The organism is Gammaproteobacteria bacterium (assembly GCA_013696315.1).
In the GTDB taxonomy this organism is placed as follows: domain Bacteria; phylum Pseudomonadota; class Gammaproteobacteria; order JACCYU01; family JACCYU01; genus JACCYU01.
Window position 1 is genome coordinate 13,631 of record JACCYU010000116.1, and the last position, 23,255, is coordinate 36,885.

16 protein-coding genes and 3 pseudogenes are annotated in these 23,255 nt (G+C 59.3%); 3 read left to right on the forward strand and 16 right to left on the reverse strand.

Going from position 1 to position 23,255, the window contains the following annotated elements; translation table 11 throughout:
* Nucleotides 1-23: 23 nt before the first annotated feature.
* Genes H0V34_07215 through H0V34_07225 form a run of 3 tightly spaced genes read right to left on the reverse strand, consistent with a single transcriptional unit; the run spans nt 24 to nt 3,954 of the window.
* Complete coding sequence (locus H0V34_07215; protein MBA2491493.1) at nt 24-632, reverse strand: DNA-3-methyladenine glycosylase I; 609 nt, start codon at nt 630-632, stop codon at nt 24-26.
* Nucleotides 633-661: 29 nt separating this feature from the next.
* The gene (locus tag H0V34_07220) at nt 662-2,638 is read right to left on the reverse strand and encodes an AMP-binding protein (GenBank protein ID MBA2491494.1); all 1,977 of its coding nucleotides are present in this window, start codon (nt 2,636-2,638) and stop codon (nt 662-664) included.
* 8 nt (nt 2,639-2,646) lie between these two features.
* Nucleotides 2,647-3,954 (reverse strand): cytochrome P450, encoded by a 1,308-nt coding sequence (locus H0V34_07225; protein MBA2491495.1) that lies wholly within the window; start codon nt 3,952-3,954, stop codon nt 2,647-2,649.
* On the opposite strand from H0V34_07225, the gene H0V34_07230 reads away from it, so the two are divergent.
* Together H0V34_07230 and H0V34_07235 are read left to right on the forward strand one after the other, a co-directional pair.
* A complete protein-coding gene (locus tag H0V34_07230) occupies nt 3,954-4,673 on the forward strand; it encodes a 4'-phosphopantetheinyl transferase superfamily protein (protein ID MBA2491496.1) in 720 nt (239 codons plus the stop codon). The two genes, H0V34_07225 and H0V34_07230, sit on opposite strands and share 1 nt — an antisense overlap.
* Nucleotides 4,674-4,767: 94 nt before the next feature.
* Complete coding sequence (locus H0V34_07235) at nt 4,768-5,436, forward strand: lysophospholipid acyltransferase family protein (GenBank protein ID MBA2491497.1); 669 nt, start codon at nt 4,768-4,770, stop codon at nt 5,434-5,436.
* A 110-nt stretch (nt 5,437-5,546) separates the two neighbouring features.
* Here H0V34_07235 and H0V34_07240 read toward each other — a convergent pair whose 3' ends face one another.
* The 13 genes and pseudogenes from H0V34_07240 to H0V34_07300 form a co-directional block, all read right to left on the reverse strand.
* On the reverse strand, nt 5,547-5,873 hold the full coding sequence (locus tag H0V34_07240) for a Uma2 family endonuclease (protein MBA2491498.1): 327 nt from the start codon (nt 5,871-5,873) through the stop codon (nt 5,547-5,549).
* A gap of 342 nt (nt 5,874-6,215) precedes the next feature.
* Nucleotides 6,216-6,440, reverse strand: a pseudogene (locus tag H0V34_07245) (IS30 family transposase).
* A 259-nt stretch (nt 6,441-6,699) separates the two neighbouring features.
* Nucleotides 6,700-9,504 carry a glycoside hydrolase family 2 gene (locus H0V34_07250; GenBank protein ID MBA2491499.1) on the reverse strand — a complete coding sequence of 935 codons (2,805 nt, stop codon included), beginning with the start codon at nt 9,502-9,504 and terminating at the stop codon, nt 6,700-6,702.
* A gap of 147 nt (nt 9,505-9,651) precedes the next feature.
* A complete protein-coding gene (locus H0V34_07255; protein MBA2491500.1) occupies nt 9,652-11,043 on the reverse strand; it encodes a sulfatase in 1,392 nt (463 codons plus the stop codon).
* A gap of 420 nt (nt 11,044-11,463) precedes the next feature.
* Complete coding sequence (locus tag H0V34_07260) at nt 11,464-12,858, reverse strand: sulfatase (GenBank protein MBA2491501.1); 1,395 nt, start codon at nt 12,856-12,858, stop codon at nt 11,464-11,466.
* Nucleotides 12,859-13,005: 147 nt separating this feature from the next.
* Nucleotides 13,006-14,153, reverse strand: a pseudogene (locus H0V34_07265) (galactose mutarotase).
* A gap of 50 nt (nt 14,154-14,203) precedes the next feature.
* On the reverse strand, nt 14,204-15,715 hold the full coding sequence (locus H0V34_07270; GenBank protein ID MBA2491502.1) for a family 43 glycosylhydrolase: 1,512 nt from the start codon (nt 15,713-15,715) through the stop codon (nt 14,204-14,206).
* A gap of 510 nt (nt 15,716-16,225) precedes the next feature.
* Nucleotides 16,226-17,383, reverse strand: coding sequence for a galactokinase (locus tag H0V34_07275; protein ID MBA2491503.1), 1,158 nt, complete (start codon nt 17,381-17,383; stop codon nt 16,226-16,228).
* Nucleotides 17,376-18,383 (reverse strand): galactose-1-phosphate uridylyltransferase, encoded by a 1,008-nt coding sequence (gene galT / locus H0V34_07280; GenBank protein MBA2491504.1) that lies wholly within the window; start codon nt 18,381-18,383, stop codon nt 17,376-17,378. The genes H0V34_07275 and galT overlap by 8 nt, the downstream gene beginning before the upstream one ends.
* On the reverse strand, nt 18,376-18,558 hold the full coding sequence (locus tag H0V34_07285; GenBank protein ID MBA2491505.1) for a hypothetical protein: 183 nt from the start codon (nt 18,556-18,558) through the stop codon (nt 18,376-18,378). The genes galT and H0V34_07285 overlap by 8 nt, the downstream gene beginning before the upstream one ends.
* Nucleotides 18,559-18,582: 24 nt before the next feature.
* Nucleotides 18,583-18,861, reverse strand: a complete 279-nt coding sequence (locus H0V34_07290; protein ID MBA2491506.1) for a hypothetical protein — start codon at nt 18,859-18,861, stop codon at nt 18,583-18,585.
* Between the two features lie 20 nt (nt 18,862-18,881).
* Nucleotides 18,882-20,757 (reverse strand): annotated as a pseudogene (locus H0V34_07295) (sodium:solute symporter family protein).
* A 518-nt stretch (nt 20,758-21,275) separates the two neighbouring features.
* Nucleotides 21,276-22,223, reverse strand: a complete 948-nt coding sequence (locus H0V34_07300; protein MBA2491507.1) for a homocysteine S-methyltransferase family protein — start codon at nt 22,221-22,223, stop codon at nt 21,276-21,278.
* A 292-nt stretch (nt 22,224-22,515) separates the two neighbouring features.
* Here H0V34_07300 and H0V34_07305 point away from each other — a divergent pair.
* Nucleotides 22,516-23,255 (forward strand): trehalose-6-phosphate synthase (locus H0V34_07305; protein ID MBA2491508.1); only part of this gene is annotated, 740 nt, incomplete at its 3' end.

A 23,255-nucleotide genomic window follows, 5' to 3' on the forward strand; every position in this document is an offset into this window, starting at 1 on the left:
TGCAACATTGCAAGCCGGGCAATTTACCGCGCGTTTTCGGCGAGACTCACGATCTCCGCGTGACGAAAACAGTCGACCATATGATCGTTGACCATGCCGATAGCCTGCATCAGGGCGTAACAGATAGTCGTGCCGACGAACTTGAAGCCGCGGTTCTTGAGATCTTTGGACATCGCGTCGGATTCAGGCGAATATGCGGGCGGCGCCTGCTCGCCGTGCCAGCGATTCTGGATGGGTGCGCCCTGGATGAAATCCCAAATGTAGCCGTGAAAGCTGCCGCGTTCCGCTACGACTTCAAGAAACCGCCGCGCGTTCACCACTGTGGCCTCGATCTTCAGTCGGTTGCGAACGATACCCGCGTCCTGCATCAGATCGGCGAGCTTGTCCGCCGAATAACCCGCGACGCGCTCGACGTCGAAATTATCAAACGCCCGCCGGTAAGCTGCCCGCTTGTCCAGAATCGTGCGCCAGCTTAAGCCCGCCTGCGCGCCTTCCAGAATCAGCATTTCGAACAGCCTTCGATCGTCATGCGCCGGCACGCCCCATTCGCGGTCGTGATAGACGCGCAGGGCGGGGGAACCGAATGCCCATGCGCAGCGTTGCCTGCCGTCATTGCCGTTGCGTGCCGCCATTCATCGCGCTCCGCGAAATGGGCGTCATTTCAAGCGGACTCGTCAAGCTTGGTCCGCATAAACACGGCCAGTTCGGCGATGGTCGGATAATCGAACAGATCGGTAATATCCACCAGGCCGGGGTACGCCGCCTCGATGCCCTCGTGAATTTCCACCAGCACCAGCGAACTGGTGCCGACGTCGAAGAGACTTTCGTGGATGCCGATGGATTTCTCCTTGAGCGCGGCATCGCAAATCTGCTTGAGCAGCTGCTCGAGCGCGGAATGCGTGTCCTGATCTTCGGCTCGTGCCGGCTTGCGCAATTTCGTCAGCGCCCTGAGAGCGTCGTCAAAAGCTCCCTGCGCGTACTCGCGCGCCAGCGCATGACGCTGCACCTTGCCGCTGGTGGTTTTCGGGATGCGCGCGACCGGAACTACATGCGTCACCTCCACACCCGCATGTTCGTTGATCTGGTGCGCGACGTTCGTAGCAATGGGGGCGAAATCCTCGATTCTGCCGCGGAATAACAGGAACACCAGTAACTCGTCGGTGGTCGCGTTGTCGGCGCGGTAGCCGGCTACCGCTACCTTGCCGAGCTCCAGCCCCTTTACGCGCTGCGCGATGTTTTCGAGATCGTGGGGATAATAGTTCTGACCGTTGACGAAAACGATGTCCTTGGAGCGGCCGGTGATGACCAGCTCACCGGCGGTCACGAATCCAAGGTCGCCGGTGTCCAACCATCCTCCTTGGAAAAACGCCGCGCGATTGACATCCGGATTCCTGTAATAGCCACCGGTGACATTATCGCCCTTGATCAGAATACGCCCGACGGTGTGGTCCGCAAGCGCGCTGCCGGCATCGTCCGCAATGCGCACCGCGCAATCACGGATAGGACGTCCCACCGGCACGAAGCCCACCGCGCCAGACGCATCCCGTTCCATCGGCTCCACGGGGCGCCCGACTTGCAAGCTGTCGCGATGCACGTAGACGGGCCGATATTCCTCGCCGCACGGCGGGAAGCTCACCGCCAGACTCGCCTCGGCGAGACCATACACCGGAAACATCGCCGCCCGCGGAAGGCCGAAACTAGCCATTTTTTCCAGGAACTCCTCGCACAAGTCGACCGAGATCGGTTCGGCGCCGTTGAAGATCAGCCGCACGTGCGACAGGTCAATGTCGTCCAGTCCTTTGCTGGCGAACACCCGCAGGAAATGTTTGTAGCCGAAATTGGGCGAACACAGGATGTTCGCACGCTTGTCGCTGGCCGCCTTGAGCCACAGCAACGGCCGGCGGATGAACAATTCCGTCGGCATGAGATATTGATCGATGTCGCACACAAGCATGTTGAGATGAAAACCGATGAGGCCCATGTCGTGCGTGAGCGGCATCCAGCTCAACGATACGTCCAGCTCTTTGAACCGCGCGCCATCGATGATGGCCTTGATGTTCGTCATGAGGTTGCGATGCGTGAGCACCACGCCCTTGGGCTCGCTGGTCGAGCCGGACGAATACTGGATGAAGGCGATGTCATCCGGATCGGGCTCGATGATCCTGCCTTGATTTGACATATTTTCAGGCGGCGCGCTCAACACGGTACGCGCCCGCACGTGCGCGATGTGTTCATCCAGGCCGTTGCCTGAGGCAAACGCCGCCAACCGGTTCAGCATGGTTTCGTCTGTATATAGATAAGGGCGTTCGAGCTGAGCGAATATCCTGAAAAGCTTGTGGCGATGTTCGTCGCTCACGCCGGGCGCGACCGGCACCGGCACGATCCCTCCCAACTCGCAAGCCCAGAAAATTTCGATGAATCGTTCGTTATCGTTCAGCAGAACGATCAACTGATCGCCGCGTTGCAGGCCCTGGCCCCGCAACCGATGAAGCTGGCCGGCGGCGCGCGCGAACAGATCGCGGTAGCTGACTCGCGTTTCGACATCGCCGGTTTGAATGTAACCGATACCGCGCTCGCTCTCCCGGTTCGAGTATAGAGCGTCGTTGAGCGTCCGGTAGCCTTCAATCCGTGCGGACATGACTTCGTTCATCGCGGCGCCGCACGCATGAAAAGATTATGCCGGCTGCGCAGGTTGATGTGCGGCTCTAGTTCCACCGGCCGGTCGGGCACATGACGCAGATGCAGACGCTTAGCCACCGCGCTTAGGTGAATCTGCATCTCCACCACGGCGAAGAACTCGCCGATGCAGCGCCGCTGGCCCATCGAAAATGGGAAATACACGAACTTGTGCCGTTGCGGGCCCGCATCCGGCGCGAAGCGCCCGGGCCTGAATGCCTCGGGATCGTCCCAGAATTTGGGGTGGCGATGCACGAAATATGGCGCCATGAAGATGTCGGTGCCAGGCGCGACGTAATGTCCGCCTATGTTGTCCTCGGCCAGCGCCTTGCGGCTGAACAGCCACACAGGCGGATAAAGCCGCAAGGTCTCGTCGATGATCTGTTTAGTGAAAACCAGCCGTGGCAGATCGTCGAAGCCGGGAATATCCTCGAACGGCGCGCTGTCGATTTCGTCGTGCAACGTGGATTCCGCCGCCGGATGTTCCGAGAGCAGGTACCATGCCCAGTTCAGGGTGCTGGCGGTGGTCTCGTGTCCGGCGACAATCAAAGTCATTACCTCGTCCACCAGTGCCTTGTCGGACATGGGATTGCCGTTCGCGTCGCGCGCGTCGATCAGCACCGACAGAATGTCGGGAGGGCGGCGCTCGCCCGCGCGGCGTTGCGCCGCGACTTCCATCACCTGCCGTGTCAGCGCCCGGAACTTGAACGCCAGTTGCAGGTCACGCACCGAATTCTCGCTCAATATCGAGAACGGATTGCCGCCGGCGCGCGCGATGATTGCGTCCAGATCGTCGCTAAGAATTGCGCGCAGTACGGTTTCCAGCGCCAGCTCGCTGGTGTCGCTCGTAACGTTGATGAGTTCGCCGGTCGCGGCCTTCGCTTGCCATTGAGCCAGCAGACGCTGGGTCAGCACAAGCATCGTCGTGGATAATTGCGCGATCACCGAACGGTGAAACGCCGGTTGCATCATGCGCCGCTGCGAGCGCCAGTAGTCACCGCCGCTGACGATGATGCCATTGCCCAGCAACATTTTTACCCGCTCGAAACCGACCCCCTTGATATAATACTGGTTGCGGTCGGCCAGCACGTGCTTGATGTAATCGGGATGATGAATGATATAAGCCGGAACCTTGCGTGCAACCGGCTCCAGCTTACAGATGTCGCCATAACGCGCGAACAGGCGCTCGATCAGCGCGAACGATTCGTCGTCCGGGTTGATATCGAATGGCTGATCGGGTCCCGCGGGCAGCCGCCGGGAAGCCGGGGATTGAGTCATTGAATCGAACAAAAGTGGATGATCGAAGCGGTGCCCGCGCGGGGCTAGGGTTGAAAGGCCAGGATTCCGCGCTGGTCACTGTATATTACACGTGGATTCACGACAACCTCGCTCCGGATCGCGAGGCGCGCTGGCTGGCGCAGCTTTCGGCGGAAAAACGCGAGACGATAAAACGCCTGCGGCTTGTAAAGGGCCGCGCCGCCTCGCTCTTGGGTCTGCAATTGTTGAAGCACGGCATGCGCGCGAACGGGTGCGCGGAGTTCGATCTTGCCGCGGTGCACTTTCCGCGCGACGGCAAGCCCCGTTGCGATGCGCCACATTGCGACGCATGCGTCGACTTCAATATCACGCATTCCCGCGAACTGGTCGCCTGCGCACTGGCTTCGGCAGGCGCGGTGGGCATCGACACGGAAAAAATACGCGAGATCGACTTAAACGCTTTCGGCCGTTTTCTTGATACGTCCGAATACGCGCAACTGGCTGGAGATCACAGACGTTTCTTCGAACTCTGGACGCAGAAGGAAGCGGTGGTCAAGGCGCATGGCGACGGCGGTATCGCCAACCTCCGGGCGGTGCGCATCGACCAGGACCGCGGAACCTTAGGCTCGAAAACCTGGTCGCTTCGCGCCGTGAACATTCATCCAGATTACGTGACGTTTGTGGCGACCGGCGCGGATACGTCAGTCCAGACTACGTACGTCGAGTTGGCCGACACATGACCGGCGCGAGCACCATCGACCACGCCGAGGCGGCCTGGATGTGACGGATAAGCCAAACAAAAATGACGCGCCTGACTCGCCTGCGCCTCGACGCGTGACCACAGGCCGTCGTGTAGCCTACACGGCCGCGCCGCTGATCGGCGGGCTGGCGAAACTCTTCTGGCGCAGCTGCCGCATCGAGCGCGTATTGGGAGAGGCAAACGCGGAGGCCGTCCTGGCGACCGGCAAACCCATGATTCCCTGTTACTGGCATCAGCGGCAATTGTTCTGTGTGCGCTACATGCTAGGATTGCAGGCGCGCGGGCTTAAGCTCGGCTTTCTGGTGAGCCCCTCCCTGGACGGCGAACTGGCCGCGCGGGTTATCCACACCTGGGGCGCGCATGCTATCCGCGGCTCGTCGACCCGCACCGGTGCACAGGCCATGCGCGATTTATATCAGGCCATCAGGCGCGACGGCATATCGCCCGTCACCGCGCCGGACGGCCCCCGCGGCCCGGCGTATGAATTCAAATCCGGCACCGTAATGCTCGCGCAGCTCTCTGGCGCGCCGATGCTGCCGCTCTCGTATGCCGCCAGAACAGAATGGCATTTACGGAGCTGGGACCGTTTCGTCATCCCTCGCCCGTTTACGAGCGTGGTCATCGCGATCGGCCAACCCCGCGCCGTGGAGCGGGGTCTGTCCGCGAGCGCGCTGGAGCTGATCCGTCAGGAGATTGAAGATACGCTGAACGCGCTGTCACGGGAAGCCGCGGATGTGTTGTAAAGCGGTCGCCTGGTGCGCGCGCTACCGCGCCGCGAATTTCTCGTCAAGGTCGATTTCCAGCGCGGGCAGGATAACCGATACCATACGAGATGGTGATCGGTAAGATGCGGTCAGGCGGAACCCTCGCGTCCGGGGTACATAGAGTTCCACGAGCTGTTCTTCAGGATCGACGATCCAGTATTCGCGCGCACTTCCCGGTTCTTGCCCTTGCCGAACACGACGTCTACTGGTGCGAGTAATACCTCGCCGAGCCTGCACTGACGAACGAATTGGATTAACAGAAAACCGATGTCGCGCGCAGCCCGCTGATGTGTCGTCGTCGGGGCTGGAACCACGATCAGATCTCCACCCAATAATTCATAACGCTTGTCCATGGATTCCGGCAAGGACTGGTAATCCTCGTATGTGAACCGCACATTGGGATCGACGACGCTCATCGGATAGTCTCCACGGTTGCCTGACCTTGAGTCTAAGCTGCCAGCCTCGAATGGCAATCGCAAGACCCTTCCCGATTTCTCCCGATTTCTCCCGATTTCAAGGTAGCGTATCGCTCATGATGCACCAGTTCCTGTTTTAGGGGCATCGCATACCAGCTGCGCCGGTCATCCGTTTGTCCATCGTCCAACCGACGATGGCACGGGCGTAGAGGTCTAGCACCACTGCCAAGTACAGCCAGCCTGCCTGCGTCGGGATATTGGTGCTACCGGAAATCTCGCCTTCTCCGCCTCAATGAATCGATGGCTCATGTGGACTCCCTGGCGAAGAAGGCCGTGGTGCGTTCAATTGATCGACGCAACACTGTTATTGAGGATACGCGCTGGCGTGCGGAATCCCAATGTCTTTCGTGGGCGCTGATTCAAGCGCAGGGCGATTCTATTCAGGTCAGTTTGCGTGAAGCCGGCGAGGTTCGTACCTTTCGGGAAATATTGCCGCAGCAGGCGATTCGTGTTTTCGTTGGTGCCACGCTGCCATGGACTTTGCGGATCGCAGAAATAGACCTTCACGGGTCGACCCATTGAACGCACCGTCGCTTTGTTTAAGATGTCACGCTCGATCTGCAAGCGCGCAACTTGGCGGTGCAGCCGTCTCAGCTTTGCCTGCGTGGCAAACACGTTCTCATCCGCCGCGCAGTAGCGCCTATGGGCCGCGATGAAACAATTTGGGTAGAACGCAAACTACGACCGCCACTGAGACAGACTCATCGGCCGATCTCCCTAAAAAATTGCTATTTATCAGTGATTCGTTAACGGAACCTGCGTATGCTCATGGTTTGAGCGCAAACACCACCGTTGGATCGAGGGGGTAGCGGCCGAAGTCCTTGCCGTAGATGGCCAGGCCGCCGGGCAGTGCTTCGTCGACTTCCAGTCGAATCACTAATTCGCCGGTGTCCTCGGCCGCTTCAAGTGCAACCGGTGGAATCGCGACGCTGACGAGTTGACCATACGAGCCCGCTTCACGCAGATATTGATCCTGCAACTGGTTGTGCCAGGAGAGAATGCCGCGATGATCGGCGGAGTCGTCGGCGAGCTGTACCTGGTCCGCGACCGTGTCGTTAATCGAAATCGTCACCGCGCTGGGGAACAAAGTTTCGTCGGTCATCGGGTAGGCGTTGCGGTTGAGGCTGGGATCGAAGGTACCTTCCCCGCGCATCCACTCGCCTTCGATTGCGACGACCTTGTCGCTATCCTTGCCGAACAGCTGCTTGGAGGAAGCCTCCACGATGTATGTGGCCGCTTCCACGTCGCCGCTATCCACATCCGTCGGCCACGGGATGGTGTATTCGAAGAAGCCGCTGCCCGCGCCATTGGCCTTGCGCCCATCCAGCACATTCCACTGTTTCTGCGACCACTTGGCGTCGCTGAAATCGGCGGGATCGGTGCGTACGATGCGCACCGGCTCGCCGTTGGCAAGTTGCGTCTCCCGCGGCGCATCGCCCTCGACTACGAAAGTGGTGAAATTCCGGTGTAGCACATTACCCGCGGGGGTTTTGAGTTCCGTCCAAAGGATCGCAAGCCCAGACCCATTCGGCATCCGCACCGCAAGCGGATCGAGTTCGCCGGTCATCCAGGGCCGGTAAGGGATGCGCTGGCTCATCTGCTGGTAAGTCTTTTTTCGGCCGAGCGTATCCCAACCGTACAGTTTGCTGTCCAGGATCAGTTCATCGCCGTAAGCGCGGCTGCCGGTCAGGAACGAAGCCCACAACGGCACGGATACTTTCGCGCCGCCCCGCACTGCCTCGCTCATCTTGTCGCCCACGATCACGTACAGCGGCGCGTGCAAATCCTGCAATGACATGCCATCGACCAGTTCGTCGAGGCCGGTCTCTTTATCGGAACGGTCGAAACGCCAGTAGCCGTTCCATTCGTTGATCACATCGGTGAGTTGGGTGTAGAGCCAGCCCGCGATCTCGGGGCGCTTTCTGAATTCGTTGATTAAGATGTGGTAATCCCATGTCCAGTCGACGTCGCCGGTGCTGCCGTCGTAACCACACACGTTGCCGAACTCGGAGTTGATGAGCGGCTGATTGCCTTGTCTGTAACCTTCCTCGAAGTTGAAGCTCGAGCCGGGGTGGCTTTTGTTCACCACGTTGTTCAAATGCGGCGCGACTTCGTAGCCCGCAAGATATTTATGCCATGAGTTGATGTCGGTCATGGTGTGGCCGTAGCCGCAGCAGGTCGAGTTGTCTTCAACCAGTCGGGTTGAGTCGAGCGTCTTCGCGATTTTGTATGCTCTCACCACGCGCTTCTGGGTCTCCGATAGATACAGTTTCTCGCCCCCGGGATCGGTCTTGAGTCCCCAGGTTTCGTTAAACACGATCCACGAGAAGATTGACGGATGATTGTAGTCGCGTGCGATCATCTGGCGCATGGCGAACTCGTGCTCGCGGAACATGCGAGGGTCAGGCTCGCCCCAACTGTTGGGCACGTCGGCCATGATGAGCATGCCGAGTCTGTCCGCCCAGTAGAGCTTGCGCGGGATGGGCACCTTGATGTGCACGCGCAGACCATTGAGCCCGATCTGTTTTGCGCGCGATACCTCGTCGCGTATGAATTCGTCGGTCGGAAACGTGTAGAAGCCATCCGGGTGATAGTCCTGATCCAGCGCGAGTTGCAGGTACACCGGCTCGCCGTTGAGCGCGATGTACGGATAATCCGTCCCGGGTAGATTCACGACCGAAATCGAGCGCATGCCGAAGTAGGTATCGACCTGGTCGGCATCGATGCCTTGTCCCTCGATCGTGGCTTCGACCTCGTACAGGAACGGATCGTCCAGCGTCCACAGGTGCGGATCGGCGATGGGCACTTCGAACGTAACTTCCTCGGCACCCTTGGCGATCTGTTGCGAGACCGTATCCACATCGCCCGTTTGGAAGGCTAAACGAAGATTGAGGTTCTCAGGCGCCGGTTCGTGCAGATAAGCCGTAACCGACACGGTGTTATTCTCGATATCGGACGAATAGTGGATAGTTTTAAGCGGTGCGTCGCCGCGCGCCTCCAGGTAAGGCGTCTGCCAGATGCCCTTGGCCTCGCCGTAACCCTGCTTGCCTTCGAGCTTGAACGAATGCGGCGTGTCGTCCACGCGAATCACCAGCCGCTGCGCCTCGCCGCGTTTCAGATGCGGCGTCAACTCGAACTCGAACGGCGTGTAGCCGCCTTGATGCTCGCCGAGCTTGTGCCCGTCGAACCATACCGATGTGCGCCAGTCCGACGCGCCGATCACGAAGAATGCGCGCTGGTCTACCCAGTCGGCAGGGACTTTGATAGCTCGTTCGTACCAGGCGATGTCCGCCTTATTCTCGACATCGGAAAGCGGCGACCCCCACGAGTACGGCACGAGAATGTCCTGAGTTTGTTGCAACCCGTTTTGAAACCAATCTTGCTTAACGCCGACGTTTTGAGCATCGAAACGAAAGCGCCACTCGCCGTTGAGATTGATCCATTCCTTACGCTCGAAATCCGGGCGCGGGTGCTCGGGTAAGGGAATGTTGGTTCCGGTAAAGTCCTGCGCGCTGACTGGAACAATCGTAAGCGTTAGGGAAAGGATAATTGCAATATAGATAAGCTTCATGAGGTCTCGACTCAAGGGAAATTATCGTTATGGCCACCGCAAAAAATCGTCATTGCGAGCTGCGACCTGATTTAGAAGTGGATTCCGCGCCTGATCAGGTCAGTATCACCACATATATATGGATGGATCGAGTGAGAAGGCCAAGGCTTATCCGTGCCCCGCATCCGTCGCCAGCGGCCGCATAGGCTCCATACTAGCGCCGATCCATTCGCGCCAGTCTTCCATCATGTCGTGCAACTCCATTACCTTGTCCGGCATCGCACGCGCCAGGTTTTTTGATTCGCCGATATCTTCGGCGAGGTTGTAAAGTTCCATCTCACCAGTGTCCAGAAACTCGATCAGCTTGTAATTATCATGGCGCATGGCGGCGGCGGAGCGGCCGCCGAGGAAGTGCGGTTCGGCAAGCGGATAGTGCCAATAGAGCGCGTCGCGCTTGATTTGGTCGCGCCCTGCGAAAAGCGGCGCCAGACTGACGCCGTCGGTAGGCTGCTGGTTGCTTGCGCGCACATTTGCCAGTTCCATCAAAGTCATGTAATGATCGTGCGTGACGACCGGCACGTGGCTGGCTGCTCCCGCGCGGATGCCGACGGGATAACGCATCACCAGCGGCACGCGGATACCGCCTTCGTATAGCCACGACTTGCCCGCGCGCAGCGGCGCGTTGGTGGTGACGTTGGTTTCGCCGCCGTTATCAGAGGTGAATATTACTAAGGTGTCGTCGTCCAGACCGAGTATCTTGAGCGTACGGAGGATACCTCCGACGCCGTCGTCGATGCTCTCGATCATCGCCGCCAGGACCGGATTCTTTCCTTTCCCGCCGGCGCCCGGCTTGCGTTTGTACCTGGCGACTATATCCGGCTTGGCCGCAAGATTCGTGTGCGGCGCGTAGTGGGATAGATAAAGAAAGAACGGTTTATCTTTATGACGGCGGATGAAATCGACCGCTTCGAAATTGAGCCGGTCGGTCAGGTATTCGTTGGGTTCGCGCGCCTTGACGCCGGGCATAAAAAAGTATGGCGCGAAGTAATCACCTAGCGAGATGTGGTCGGTCTCAGAAAGTATCACCTCGTCCCAGTGATGCGACTGCGGCGCGCCGCGCCGTTTGTGATAGTCGCCCGTGAGATGCCACTTGCCGCCCAGTCCCGTTGTATAGCCGGCAGATTTCATGCGCTGGTTGAGCGTGATATACGAAGGAGAGAGAAACTTGACGTCGTCGCCCTCCAGATAATTCGTGATGCCCGAACGCGCCGGGTGCTGACCGATCATCAGCGCGGCGCGCGTCGGAGAGCAGACGGTGGCCGAGGCGTACGCATCCCTAAAGCGCAGACCTTCGCGGGCCAGCCTATCCAGATTGGGCGTCTCGTTGAAGCGGTTGCCGTAGGAGCCGAGCGCGCCGTAACCGAGATCATCGGCGAGGATAAGGATGATATTGGGTTTTCTGGCGACGCCTTTGCGGGTTGCGCCGAAGGAGAGTCGCGACGCCAGCGGAGAAAGCAGCGCGGCGCTTAAGAATGCCTTGATGGCCTCCCGACGTTTCATCAATCCTCTCCCGTTTAGACGAACACGCTTTGCGCGTTTTCGTGGAGGTGTACTGTAGCGGTAGCGTGATCCCCCAGCCGGAAAGGCTTGTCATTCAGCGGTGCTTGAAAAGGCCTTTCCAAAAACTCCTCTTTTCATTCTGAGCGGCGCGAAGAATCTCGATACGTGCTAGGGCAGAGAAGGTTCTTCAGTCGCGGAGCCTGTCCTGAGCATCGCCGAAGGGCTCCTTCAGAATGACAGTACTAGCAGAATGCCAGTACTAGAATTTCGGATAGCTTCTAAATTTAAATAACCGCCCGCCGGTCTATTTTTTGTAGCGTAAGACGCATACAGACAATTAGCGCATTCCCGCAAGCGCCGCCGCGGCACTTGCTTCCGAGTAAGCGTACCACGATATATTCGTGTACACGATTGGATTAATTATCTCCGCGCATCGCTCATCGCCAGGGTGCGCATCGGTTCCATGCTGGCGTCGGTGCTCGTTCGCCAGGCACCCAGCATTTCCCGCATTTCTGCGACCTTGCCCGGCATCGAGCTCGCCAGATTATTGGCCTCGCCGACATCCGCGCGCAGATCGTAAAGTTCCAGCTCGCCGGTATCGAAAAACTCGATCAGCTTGTAATCGCCCGCGCGGATTGCGCCCGAGGAACGCCCGCCAAGCGAATGAGGCTTGACGCGCGGGTAGTGCCAGTAAAGCGTATTGCGCCCAAGCTCGCCTCGCCCCCTGAAGATCGGCGCCAGGCTGAAGCCGTCGACCGGCTGCCGGTCGCGCGGACGCACACGCGCAAGTTCCATGAATGTGGGATAAAGATCATGGGTAACGGCAGGTATGTCGCTCGCCACCGCGGCGCGTATGCCATCAGGATAACGCATCACCAGCGGGACGCGGATGCCACCCTCATACAGCGTCGACTTGCCCGTTCGCAACGGCGTATTGGCGGTCTCGCCGCCGTTATCCGAGGTGAATACGACCAGCGTATCGTCATCGATCCCTAGCGCTTCGAGCGTCTGCAGAATCTGACCCACACCATCGTCAACGCTCTCCAGCATGGCGGCCAATACTGGATCGTTGCCGTTAAGACCGGCGCCAAACTTGTTGGCGTATTTAGCGATTATCTCGTCCCGGGCGGCCATCTCCTTGTGCACCGCGTAATGCGACAGGTAAAGAAAAAACGGTTCGTCGCGGTGACGACGTATGAATTCGACTGCCTCGGTATTGAGCCGCTCGGTGAGGTATTCACCAGGCTCGCGCGGTTGGACCCTGGGCATAAAGAAATATGGCGCGAAATAGGCGCCAGACGCGATGTAACGCGTCTCCGAAAGCAGAACCTCATGCCAGCCGTGGCGTTGCGGCGCGCCCAGATTCTTGCCGTAATCGCCCGTGAGATGCCATTTCCCGATTAGACCCGTTACGTAACCCGCGGACTCCAGCCGTTCGTTGATCGTGATATACGATGGAGACAGAAAATGATCATCATCTCTCGCCAGATAATCGGTGATACCCTGGCGCGCGGGGTGTTTACCGGTCATCAGCGCGGCGCGCGTAGGTGAGCACACGGCGGCCGCGGCGTACGCGTTGCTAAAGCGCATGCCTTCGTTCGCAATGCGGTCCAGATTGGGGGTTTCGTTGTACAGGTTGCCGTTGCAGCCGAGCTGTCCGTAGCCCAGGTCATCGGCAAGAATGAGGATGATGTTTGGCGGCCTGGAGCGACCTGACGCGCCTCTATGGACGGCGGTGGTACCCGACCGGGAAGCAAGCACGGATGGCAGCGCCATCGCGGCCAATAATGTCTTGAGCGCTTCGCGACGTTTCATAATTCAATCCCTGTTCAAATCAAGCCCGCGCATACTCTACTAAAAACATCGACAATGTAAAGTACTTGGGCGGGGTTGTTTGGTATCGCTTTCCCTTGTACGCCCGTCCCTCGCGGGACGGAGGCTCTATCGGGTCTGCACGACCGATTACTTCGTGGAGAACCTGTATATCGTGGTTTGTACGTACTTTTCTCCCGGATTCAACACCGTAGACGGAAACTTCGCCTGGTTGGGAGAATCCGGAAAGTGCTGCGCCTCCAGGCAAAAACCATAGCGATGGCGATAAACTTTCCGTGCTTGCCCGTGATCGAACCGTCCAGAAAATTACCGGAGTAGAACTGAATGCCGGGCTCGGTCGTCAACACGTCCATCACCCGCCCGGAGCCTGGTTCGAACACGCGTGCGGCCAGGCCGAGCTTACCAACGCTATTGTTGAGCACCCAGTTGTGGCCGTAGCCCAGGCCGAACCGGAGTTGCTGATCCTGTTGATCGATTCTGGCGCCGATCGGCGTCGGCTCGTTGAAATCCATCGGTGTGCCTTGGACATCGCGCAGTTCGCCGATCGGAATCAGACCTTCGTCAACCGGCGTGAACCGATCCGCGTCAAGCATCAACTCGTGGCGAAGAACGTCGCCGTGCCCCGCGCCCGCGAGGTTGAAGTAGGAATGCTGTGTGAGATTGACGACCGTCGGCTCGTCGGTCGTGGCGGCGTAATCGATTCTAAGTTCATTTTCATCTGTCAGCGTATAAACCACCATAGCGCGCAAGCTGCCGGGATAACCCTCCTCGCCATCCGGACTCAGATAACTGAGTTGCAGCGCCTGACCGGGTGCGCGCTCGAGCTCTTTTGCCGTCCATACCACCTTGTCGAAGCCTTTGACGCCCCCGTGCAGGTGATTTTCATCATTGTTGGTCGCGAGCCGATATGTTTGGCCGTCTATGGTGAATCGGCCGTGCGCAATCCGGTTGCCATAACGGCCGACGATGGAGCCGAAGTACGGATTGTTAGCTACGTAGTCCCGCAAGCTGTCGTATCCCAGCACGATATCGGCCATTTCGCCGTCACGATCTGGCACCTTCAGCGACACCACGATACCGCCGTAGGTCATGATTCTGGCCTCCGTGCCCCGATTGTTCCTGAGCGTGTAAAGCTCGACCGGCGTGCCGTCCGGCGTAGATCCGAAAGCTTCGCTTTCAATGCCCGGTTCAGCCTCGTGTTTGATCTCGCCACCCCACGTCAGAGCAGAGAACGCAAGCAAAACCATGGCGCCACAGAATCGCTTTGCTACCTTCATGACTCTCCTCTTCGGTTCGAATGAATTCAGCGCGATCCATAGACCGCCCGTTAATTGCCCGCCAACATCGCTGTGTTCGCCGCCGCGGGTTGTGAGGAAACCATGCGCAAGCCGTCGAATCTCGCCACGGCGCCCTTCGCGCCGCCGGAGGTCAGCGCCACGCGCACCGAATGGCCCCACGGCGGCAGATCGACGCCTTTTTTCTTGCCGACGTTATGCCATTCGCGCCCGTCAGCACTCACCGCGAAACGGAATCGATAGCCGCCGGACGCAATCATGCGCAGATGCACCAGCGGCGCGTTCGGGGCAGGGACGATCGCAACGGTCTTGTGCAGGCCATTCTCACGCCGCCAGACGATAATTTTTCCGTCACCGGCCGCGATACCGAGGGCATTGTAACCATCGCCGAAGGCCGCCAATCCCGCCAGCGCGCCCGGTTTCATGCCGCGCGTGTCGGCGACGGTCGTTACCACATAATCCGCGGCAGTCGTCGCGCGCGCCATAACCGCACCGGCCACATCGAGCGCATGCGCATTCGCCGGTGCAAGCGATAGCCAGCCGTTTCGCACTGGATTCAGCCCCGCTGATGGCTGATTCGCCTGCGGCCACTGCCAGCCCGGAGTCAACCCGGGAGAATTGAAATCATCGGTGAACAAAAATTCCGCGTTTTGCGCTTCGATGCCATGGGGGGACTGCGCATGCCCGCTTGGCGTGCTGCTGACGTTGATCATGGGCCACTGTTCGACGCCCCATGACACTTCGTCAATCAGCGCCTGACGCCCGACATAAGCGGCATTTTTGCGGAAGGCGTGATACATGAGGTAATCACGACCGTCCTCATCGCTCACGACGCTGCCATGTCCGGGACAGATCCATTGGTCATCGCCTTTCAGGATCGGATTCGCAGGATTCTTCTCCCAGGGACCAAGCAGATAAGGCGAGCGCGCCACGCCCAGCGCGTAATTACACTGCATGCTGCAGCAGTCATCGCCTGAGTAAAACATGTAGAACCAGCCACCTTGACGGGTGATGAATGGCGCTTCGACAACCTTGGCTTCCCACGAGGTATCGTTACGAATCAACTCGGTGCGCTCGCCGACCAGCTTCAGGCCGTTGCGAGTTAATTTCTGCGCCAGAATCGGTGTCGGAAGATTGTGGACATTGCCGCCGCGTTTCCAGACGAGATGGGGCCAGCCGTGCTCGTCTCTCACCGCCATGGGATCGATGGACCCCAGCTTCTGGCAAACCAGCGGACCGTGATCCTGATAAGGGGCAGTCGGCTGCCGCGCACTCGCTACCGCCACGCAACGACCACCGTCGAGCTTGCGGGCGACGTAATAAACGAGGTATCGGCCACGATAATGTGAAATTTCCGGAGCCCAGTAGTTGCCGTCGGACCATGCCGGCCGCTGCTGGAAAACGGAACCGGCAACCGTCCAGTTGACCAGATCGCGCGAGTGCAGAATTGGAAACTGCGGCGCCCAGCCGGAGGAGGTCGAGGTGGCCCAATAATCCTTGCCTACACGTATCACCGAGGGATCGGGATAATTGCCAGCTAGCACGGGGTTCGTGTAGCTAACATTGGCGACAGAAAGTTCGGAACGCCCTTCCACGGGGCACGGATTCCACCACGGCCGGAGCAGTTGCCGCCGGGCCTGTGTAAGCGTGTGCGAGCGCGGGGGCTGTTGTACCGATCCCATTCTGAGCCACGGCAGTCGCCACAAACGTAGTCAAGAGCGCTGTCGCCAACAACGCACGCAGTGGTTGCTCCGCAACCGGGATGGTCCCAAATGGTATTGAGCGTGCCATGCTGATCACCTCCGTAATATCCGTTTAGCGGCATGTGTTGTATTTTTATAGCCTAAAGTTGGTAATTTGCAACTCACTACCTGTTGCAATTTAGAGTCGTCGCCGATCGACGACGAAACCTGACCCTAACAAGCCCTAACGCTTGCGATCTACAGCGGAAAGATTAAGTGGCAGTTTAGAGGAGACGAGTGGTAAAAAAGCCCGGCAAATCCGAGTGCAAGCGCACTATAAGGGAATGTCATTAGCTATTTTGATGCTCCCCGTTAGCGCACTTCATTGGCGCCATCGGCGGCCTCCGAAACATAGAGGGTCGGCGCCTTGCGCGCCGCCGTCCTGTAGCCGCTGATAACAACCTCCCTGAACCGATCCAGTGCATCATAGGCGACGAGATTCACCGTACACCCGCCGAAGCCGCCTCCGGTCATGCGCGCGCCATACACACCCCTGACCGACATGGCGATCTCGACCAGGAGATCCAGCTCCTCGCAACTGATCTCATAGTCGTCCCGCATAGACTCGTGGGAGGCGCACATAAGCGCTCCCATCGCGTCAAAATCACTCGCGCTCAAAGCATCCGCGGCAGCCAGCGTACGTTCGTTTTCGATGATGACATGCCGGCAGCGGCGCCGGACCGGGGCCGGAAGTCGCGCTTCGTGCCGATGAAAATCCGCGCGGCTCACATCGCGCAACATACGAATATTTGGCAGAACTTCACTCAGTAGCGCCACGCCGTTTTCGCATTCGGTGCGTCGCGTGTTGTACGCCGAAATCGCCAATTCATGCTTGACGTGCGAATCGCAAATCACAATGCAGACGTGCGAAGTCGAGAGCGGGATGTCCCGCCACTCAAGTGAGCGGCAATCGATCAGCAGCGCGTGGCTGGCGCGCGCAAGAGCGGATGCAAACTGATCCATGATGCCGCAATTGATGCCGACGTAGTCGTGCTCGGCACGCTGCCCGGCGAGCGCAAGATCAAGCTTTCCGACATTGGCCCGCGAAACCGACGTCAGCGCCATCCCGACCGCCACCTCCAGCGCGGCCGACGACGACAATCCCGCCCCCACTGGTACGTCCGAGGTGATCGCCAGCTCCGCGCCCGTCAGTCGCACGCCGGACCCTTCCAGCGCCTGCGCCACGCCCTCCAGATAATCCAGCCAGGATCCGCGCCGTTTCGGCCCCGGTCTATCCAGATCGAATTCCACCGCCGCGTCGAGATCAAGCGAAAAGGCGCGCACCCGCCGATCATCGCGCGCGGCCGCGGCCACGACGACTTCACGATCGATCGCCATCGGCAGCACGAAGCCGTCGTTGTAATCCGTGTGCTCGCCAATCAGATTCACGCGGCCCGGCGCACGGAACAGGCGCGGTTCGTCGCCGTAACGCGCGCGAAAGGCGTCGCGTAGCCGCGCCAGATCAATCATCGTCACTAGTTTTTCGTCGCCAGATGGCAGGCGCGATGTGGCCACGCAGCTCGGCGGCCTTCTCTTCGGCCAGCATATCGTTGATGAAGAGACCCGCGCCAGTCTCGCTGCCGGCCAGGTAATTGAGCTTCGTGGCGGTGCGCAGCGGCGGGTAAAACTCGATATGAAAATGATAGTAATCGTACGCGCCGCCATCGACCGGCCGCTGGTGCAGCACCATCATGTACGGAAACGGCAGGTCGAACAGCTCATCGAAAGCCACCAGGACCATCTTGAGTATCGTGGCCAAATCGCACTGTTCGGACGAGGTCAATTCCGGCAGGGCTTGCAAGTGGCGCCTAGAATAAATATGCACCTCATAAGGCCAGCGGGCGAAGAACGGGATCACGGCTACAAACGATTCATTCTGCGCCACGACCCGGCGTCCGTCCGCGCGCTCCTGATCCACGATATCGCAAATCAGGCAGCGGCCGGTGCGTTCGTGGTAAATCCGCGACTGCGTCAGCTCGCGGTCTACCTGCGGCGGGATGAACGGATAGCCGTAAATCTGCCCGTGCGGATGATGAAGGGTGACGCCAATCGCCTCGCCTTTGTTCTCGAATTCGAACACATAATCCACGAAATCGAGCGCACCAAGTGCTATAAAGCGATCCGTCCAGACCCGCACCAATTTGTGGATCCGTTCGACCGGCTGCTGGGCAAGCGTGGTTTCGTGCTCGGGCGAATAAAGCACCACCTCGCACACGCCTTGCGCCGGGCGCACGGCATAAAATTCGGTACCGTCCACGGCGGGCGCGGGCGGCTGCAAGTGTAACGACGGAAACTGGTTTTCGAAGACCACGATGTCATAGCTCGCCTCCGGCACTTCGGTCGGAAATCCACGTGCCTGACTCGGACACAGCGGGCAGAAATCTGCGGGCGGCAGAAAGGTGCGCGCCTGCCGGTGCGTGGCAGTCGCCACCCATTCACCGAGCAGCGGGTTCCAGCGCAATTCAGACATCGCATTGGTGGCCGGATGGCGGCTTTGCTTCCGGAGCAGATCTGGAACGCCTCGTCCCGATGTCTTCGCTGGAAGACGTCCCGGTGTCGTTCTCAAACGTGTAAAAAATCATGTAGCGCCCGGCCTTGAGCGCGATCTGCCGCTTGTGCATCCGGGTGTCTTCGTTTTTCGTCATGTGCATCGGCGTATTACTTCTGGATCAATCCCGTTTCAGCCCGGCGCTGTGCTCGTGCGCTTCCATGGCGCGCCCTTCGGCCGACTCTTCGGCCAAGCGTACGCTGGAGTCCCCGTGGCGCCCGAAATAAAACATGACCAGACCGAACACCACCATGACGGCGCCCCACCACAGGTTGACATTAATCGAGAGCGATTTCTCGTACACCCGCGCGTCGCCGGCGGTGAACAAACCGTACACGGCAAGCAATAGGCCGATGATCGCGAACATCGCGCCGATCGGTATACGGATATCAAGAGCCATAATTCGCCCTCCGCGGCGTTCTAGAAGAAAGTAAAATTGAGCACCAGAGTGCACGTAAGTACAATAACCGCCAGCAGCACCGGCCGCTTGTACCAGACTTGCTGCGCATCTTTCGGCTTCGGGGTGAGTGAATAGACCAGACCTTTCAGTTCATCGGCCGGTCGCGGGCGCGTCAGCAAACTTACGACGATGGTGATCACAAAGCAGGTGGTCCACGCCGCGATCGCGGTCCAGAACGTCTGCGCCAGCTCACTGGGATATGTATTCATAATGCCGAAGTATCCACCCTTGATGCCGACCACCGCACCGTCCGCGAGCGACAACCCGTGATGGATTGCGGCGGCCGCGGTGCCGGCAACAAGGCCGGTGAACGCGCAATGCCCGGTGGTGCGCTTCCAGAACATGCCGAGCGCGAAGGTCGCGAACAGCGGCGCGTTGACGAACGCGAACACGAGTTGCAACAGGTCCATGATGTTGTTGAAGGACGCCGCGACGTAAGCTGCCGCGATCGACAGCGCGATGCCAAACACGGTCGCGATCCGGCCCCATCCACAGGTAATGCGCGTCGCTCGCCCCTTTGTGGATGTAACTTTGATAGATATCGTAAGTCCACACGGTGTTGAACGCGGTCACATTGCCGGCCATCCCGGACATGAATGACGCGAGCAAGGCCGTCAGTCCAAGCCCCAGCAATCCGGCGGGAAAGTAGTGCACGAGCATCATGGGTGTGGCGAGATCGTAATCGAGCACCATCCTCCCGCGCGCATCGACCAGCGGTTCGCCAGTCGCCGCGTCTATCTTAGGCGGGATGATGCCGCGCCCAACCTTATTGGTCGAGGCTGCATTGGTGGCGGCTTCATCGTCGCCTTCCCGATCCCGCGTCGAATCGGCTGAGGCCGTGGATGATGACGCAGTTGGAGTTGCGGCGTCGTCCGGGTTCACAGCCACCGCGCCCGTACCGACCACGAGCGCGAGCATGCCGGGCAGAATCACCAGAAACGGAAACAGCATCTTCGGGAATGCTGCGATAATCGGCGTGCGTTGCGCGTCCGCCAGCGATTTGGCCGCCATTGCCCGCTGCACCACCAGAAAGTCCGTGCACCAGTAGCCGAAGGACAGCACGAAACCCAGCCCCATCATCAGGCCGAACACTTCCACGCCGATGGGATTCTGCGAAGGATCACCCATGAACGCCCACGATTGCGTATAAGCCGTCGCCGGATAGCCGCCCGCGGTCGACACGGTAGTCAGTTTCGCTACCAGCCCGTCCCAGCCGCCGGCATCGCGCAACCCCAGAAACACCAGCGGGACGAAGCCGCACACAATGAGAAAAAATTGCAACACTTCGTTGTAAATTGCGCTGGTCAGGCCGCCCAAGAAAATGTAGGCGAGCACGATGGTGGCGGCGATGATCATGCTGGTGTCGAAATCCCAGCCGAGCAATAAATTAAACAGCTTGCCCATCGCGTACATCGACACGCCGGATGAGAAGATCGTCATCGCCGCGAACGAGACCGCGTTTAAGCCGCGCGTCTTCTCGTCGAAGCGCAGCCTTAAGTATTCGGGCACCGAGCGAGCGCGCGAGCCGTAGTAAAAGCGCATCATGAACAGCCCGACGAACACCATCGCCGGGATTGCGCCGATCCAGTAGAAATGGCTGGTGGCAATGCCGTATTTCGCGCCCGACGCGCCCATCCCGATAACTTCCTGCGCGCCGAGATTGGCGGAGATGAAGGCGAGGCCCGTAATCCAGGCGGGCATCGAGCGCCCGGAGAGAAAAAAGTCGGTACTCGTCCGCATGAAACGTCTCAGGGCGAAGCCGATGCCGAGCACGAAAACGAAATAGATGAGCATGACCGCGTAATCGATCCAGGCCAGATCAACCGCTCGCGTCATTTTTTATCCTCCCTCGTGTGCGCCGCGCTTGTTTGTTCGCGCGTTGTTATCGCAAGGCGCTGACAAAGAATTCGTCCGACCGCGCCGCTGACCATCCTGGAGATATTTTGTGTCCGTATATGTCGCGGGGATAGCACCGCGCGATCCGAACCGCTCCGCGTACAGGATCATTAAACGGCCGGCACGCCATGTTTGCGGGATACTATCAGTCAGCCAAGAAACTGCCGATGCTGTAGCTTGAGCTTGATTCGAAACGTGGCGCGCTTATCGCGAGTCAGCCTCCCCCCTCGGGATGATGGTGCAAAAAATGCGGCGTGTCGAGATTAAGCGTATAAAAAAAAGGCCTCAAATTCCGGCGTCCTCCAAGCTGATCGCCGACGGGCTTGCGAAACATGTGTCACGGAGTCTCTGCGTAAGTCACACTTTGTCATCTCGACCCTTCGGCCCTGCTCAGAGCTTGCCCTGAGCTGTCGAAGGGGCAGGTCCCGGGGAGACCCTATCACTCTGCACCATTTTTTTTAATTCCCCGCGGTCATCGCTTCGCACATCGCCTCTACATGGCGATGATCCGTGCCGCAGCAGCCGCCGACGACGGTGAGGTTTGGAAGCCATACTTGCAACCCCCGGTATTCGCGACCCAGTTGAGCCGGATCGCCGTCATCGAGATCAGTGGACTCGTCCAGTTCGGCGTGGCTGCGCTTCGAGGCGTTGGCGCGCAGACCGCGTATGCGTTCGCGCCACGCTTCCGCATCGCGCAGCACGTGCTCGAAATGCGAAGGATGCGCGCAGTTGATCATGTAGTACGCCGCGTATGCACCGGTCTCGGCTTCCGTGCGCTCGATGGCCCGCGCCAGGGTATCGCCTGACGGCAGACGACCATCGGTCTCCAGGGTGAACGAGAGCGTCATCGGCATGCCGTGAACCTTCGCGGCACGCACGATGCCCACACCTTCCTCGACGTAGTTGATCGTGAACGCCGCGACCATATCGGCCTCCGTCTGCGCGAACGTCTCGATTTGCGGTGCATGATAATCGCAAGCCTGTTCGACGCTCATGCGATTGTCTGGCGCATAGCCATCGCCGCGCGGGCCCAGGTTGCCGCTGATGACCATAGGCGAATTCGCCGTCTCGTAGCGCCGCCGAATTTCGAGCATAAGATCGATAGCCTTGCGATTGATTTCAGCAAGCGCGGGCGCCTCATAACCGAGTTTTTCCGCCCAGTCGGGGTTTGCACGCCAGGTCGGCGCCTCCAGCACCAGGCCCAAGCCGTGCGCGCGGGCGATGTCCGCATAGCGCGCATAATAGCGACGCAGCCTGTCGGTGCCCTCGTCGTTTTTCAGCAGCTCGAAGGCCGCGAAGTAAGGCAGTTCCAGGCCATCATGAAAAATCAGTTGTGTCTCCAGCCCGCTGTCGGTCACGCACAGGCGGCCGTTCAGTTGCGGCAGACGATCTCTGTATTTGCTCATCGAAATCTCCTCACTACAGCATTGATTAATTAAGAGTGGCCGGCGTCGCGGCGGCGGCGCTGCTCGATGCCGCCACGCGCGGACAGCGCTCGCTGGCATTGGAATCGACTAAACTATCGCTCTGCGTGACATGTAATATAGCTTACGCTCGCGAGCCTGTTCGCTTGGCCTCCGTTCACCGCTGACCGCCGCTGTCAGCAGGACGCCATCATGTCGCGGCGCAAAAGTGCCTTACGCGGGCGCCCCTTACGTTACAATTGCCGCACCTTTCCCGCCGATTTAACGGAGTTCCATGTCCTCGCAAACAAACACCACGCAGCGACTCATCGTCGTTTCGAACCGCATGCCCTTCACGCTAAAGCACACGGACGGCCAGTGGCAGGCGGAGAAGAGCTCCGGCGGACTGGCCACTGCAATGGAGCCGCTGCTCACGCAGTCCAGCGGCATCTGGGTCGGCTGGTCCGGCGACACCAGCGATGCCGACGATCCAAGGCGACAGAAGATGCTGGATCACTGGGCGACGCAGGAGGGATGCCTGGCTGTGGAGTTGCCGCCAGACGTCGCGTACGGCTTTTACGAGGGCTATTCCAACCAGACTTTGTGGCCGCTGCTACACCATTTTCCGTCGCTGATGAAATTCAATCCCGAGTACTGGAAGGCTTACGTGGAAGCGAATCAGCGCTACCGGGACGTGGTCCTCGAGCACATGAAGCCGGACGACCTGATCTGGATTCACGACTATCACCTGCTGCTGTTGCCGCACATGTTGCGCGAGTCGGCCACGGACGCACGCATCGGCTTTTTTCTTCACACGCCGTTCCCGTCCTCGAGCATGTTCCGCCTGCTGCCGCGCCGTGAGGAGCTGCTGCAAGGGCTGCTGGGCGCGGATTATCTGGCATTTCATACGCACGCTTACCTGCAGAACTTCCGCAATTCCGTGCTGCGAATTCTGGGTTTCGACAGTCACATGGACCGCGTGCAATGCGGGGACCGCGCCGTGCGGCTGGATGCGCTACCCATCGGCATCGCGCC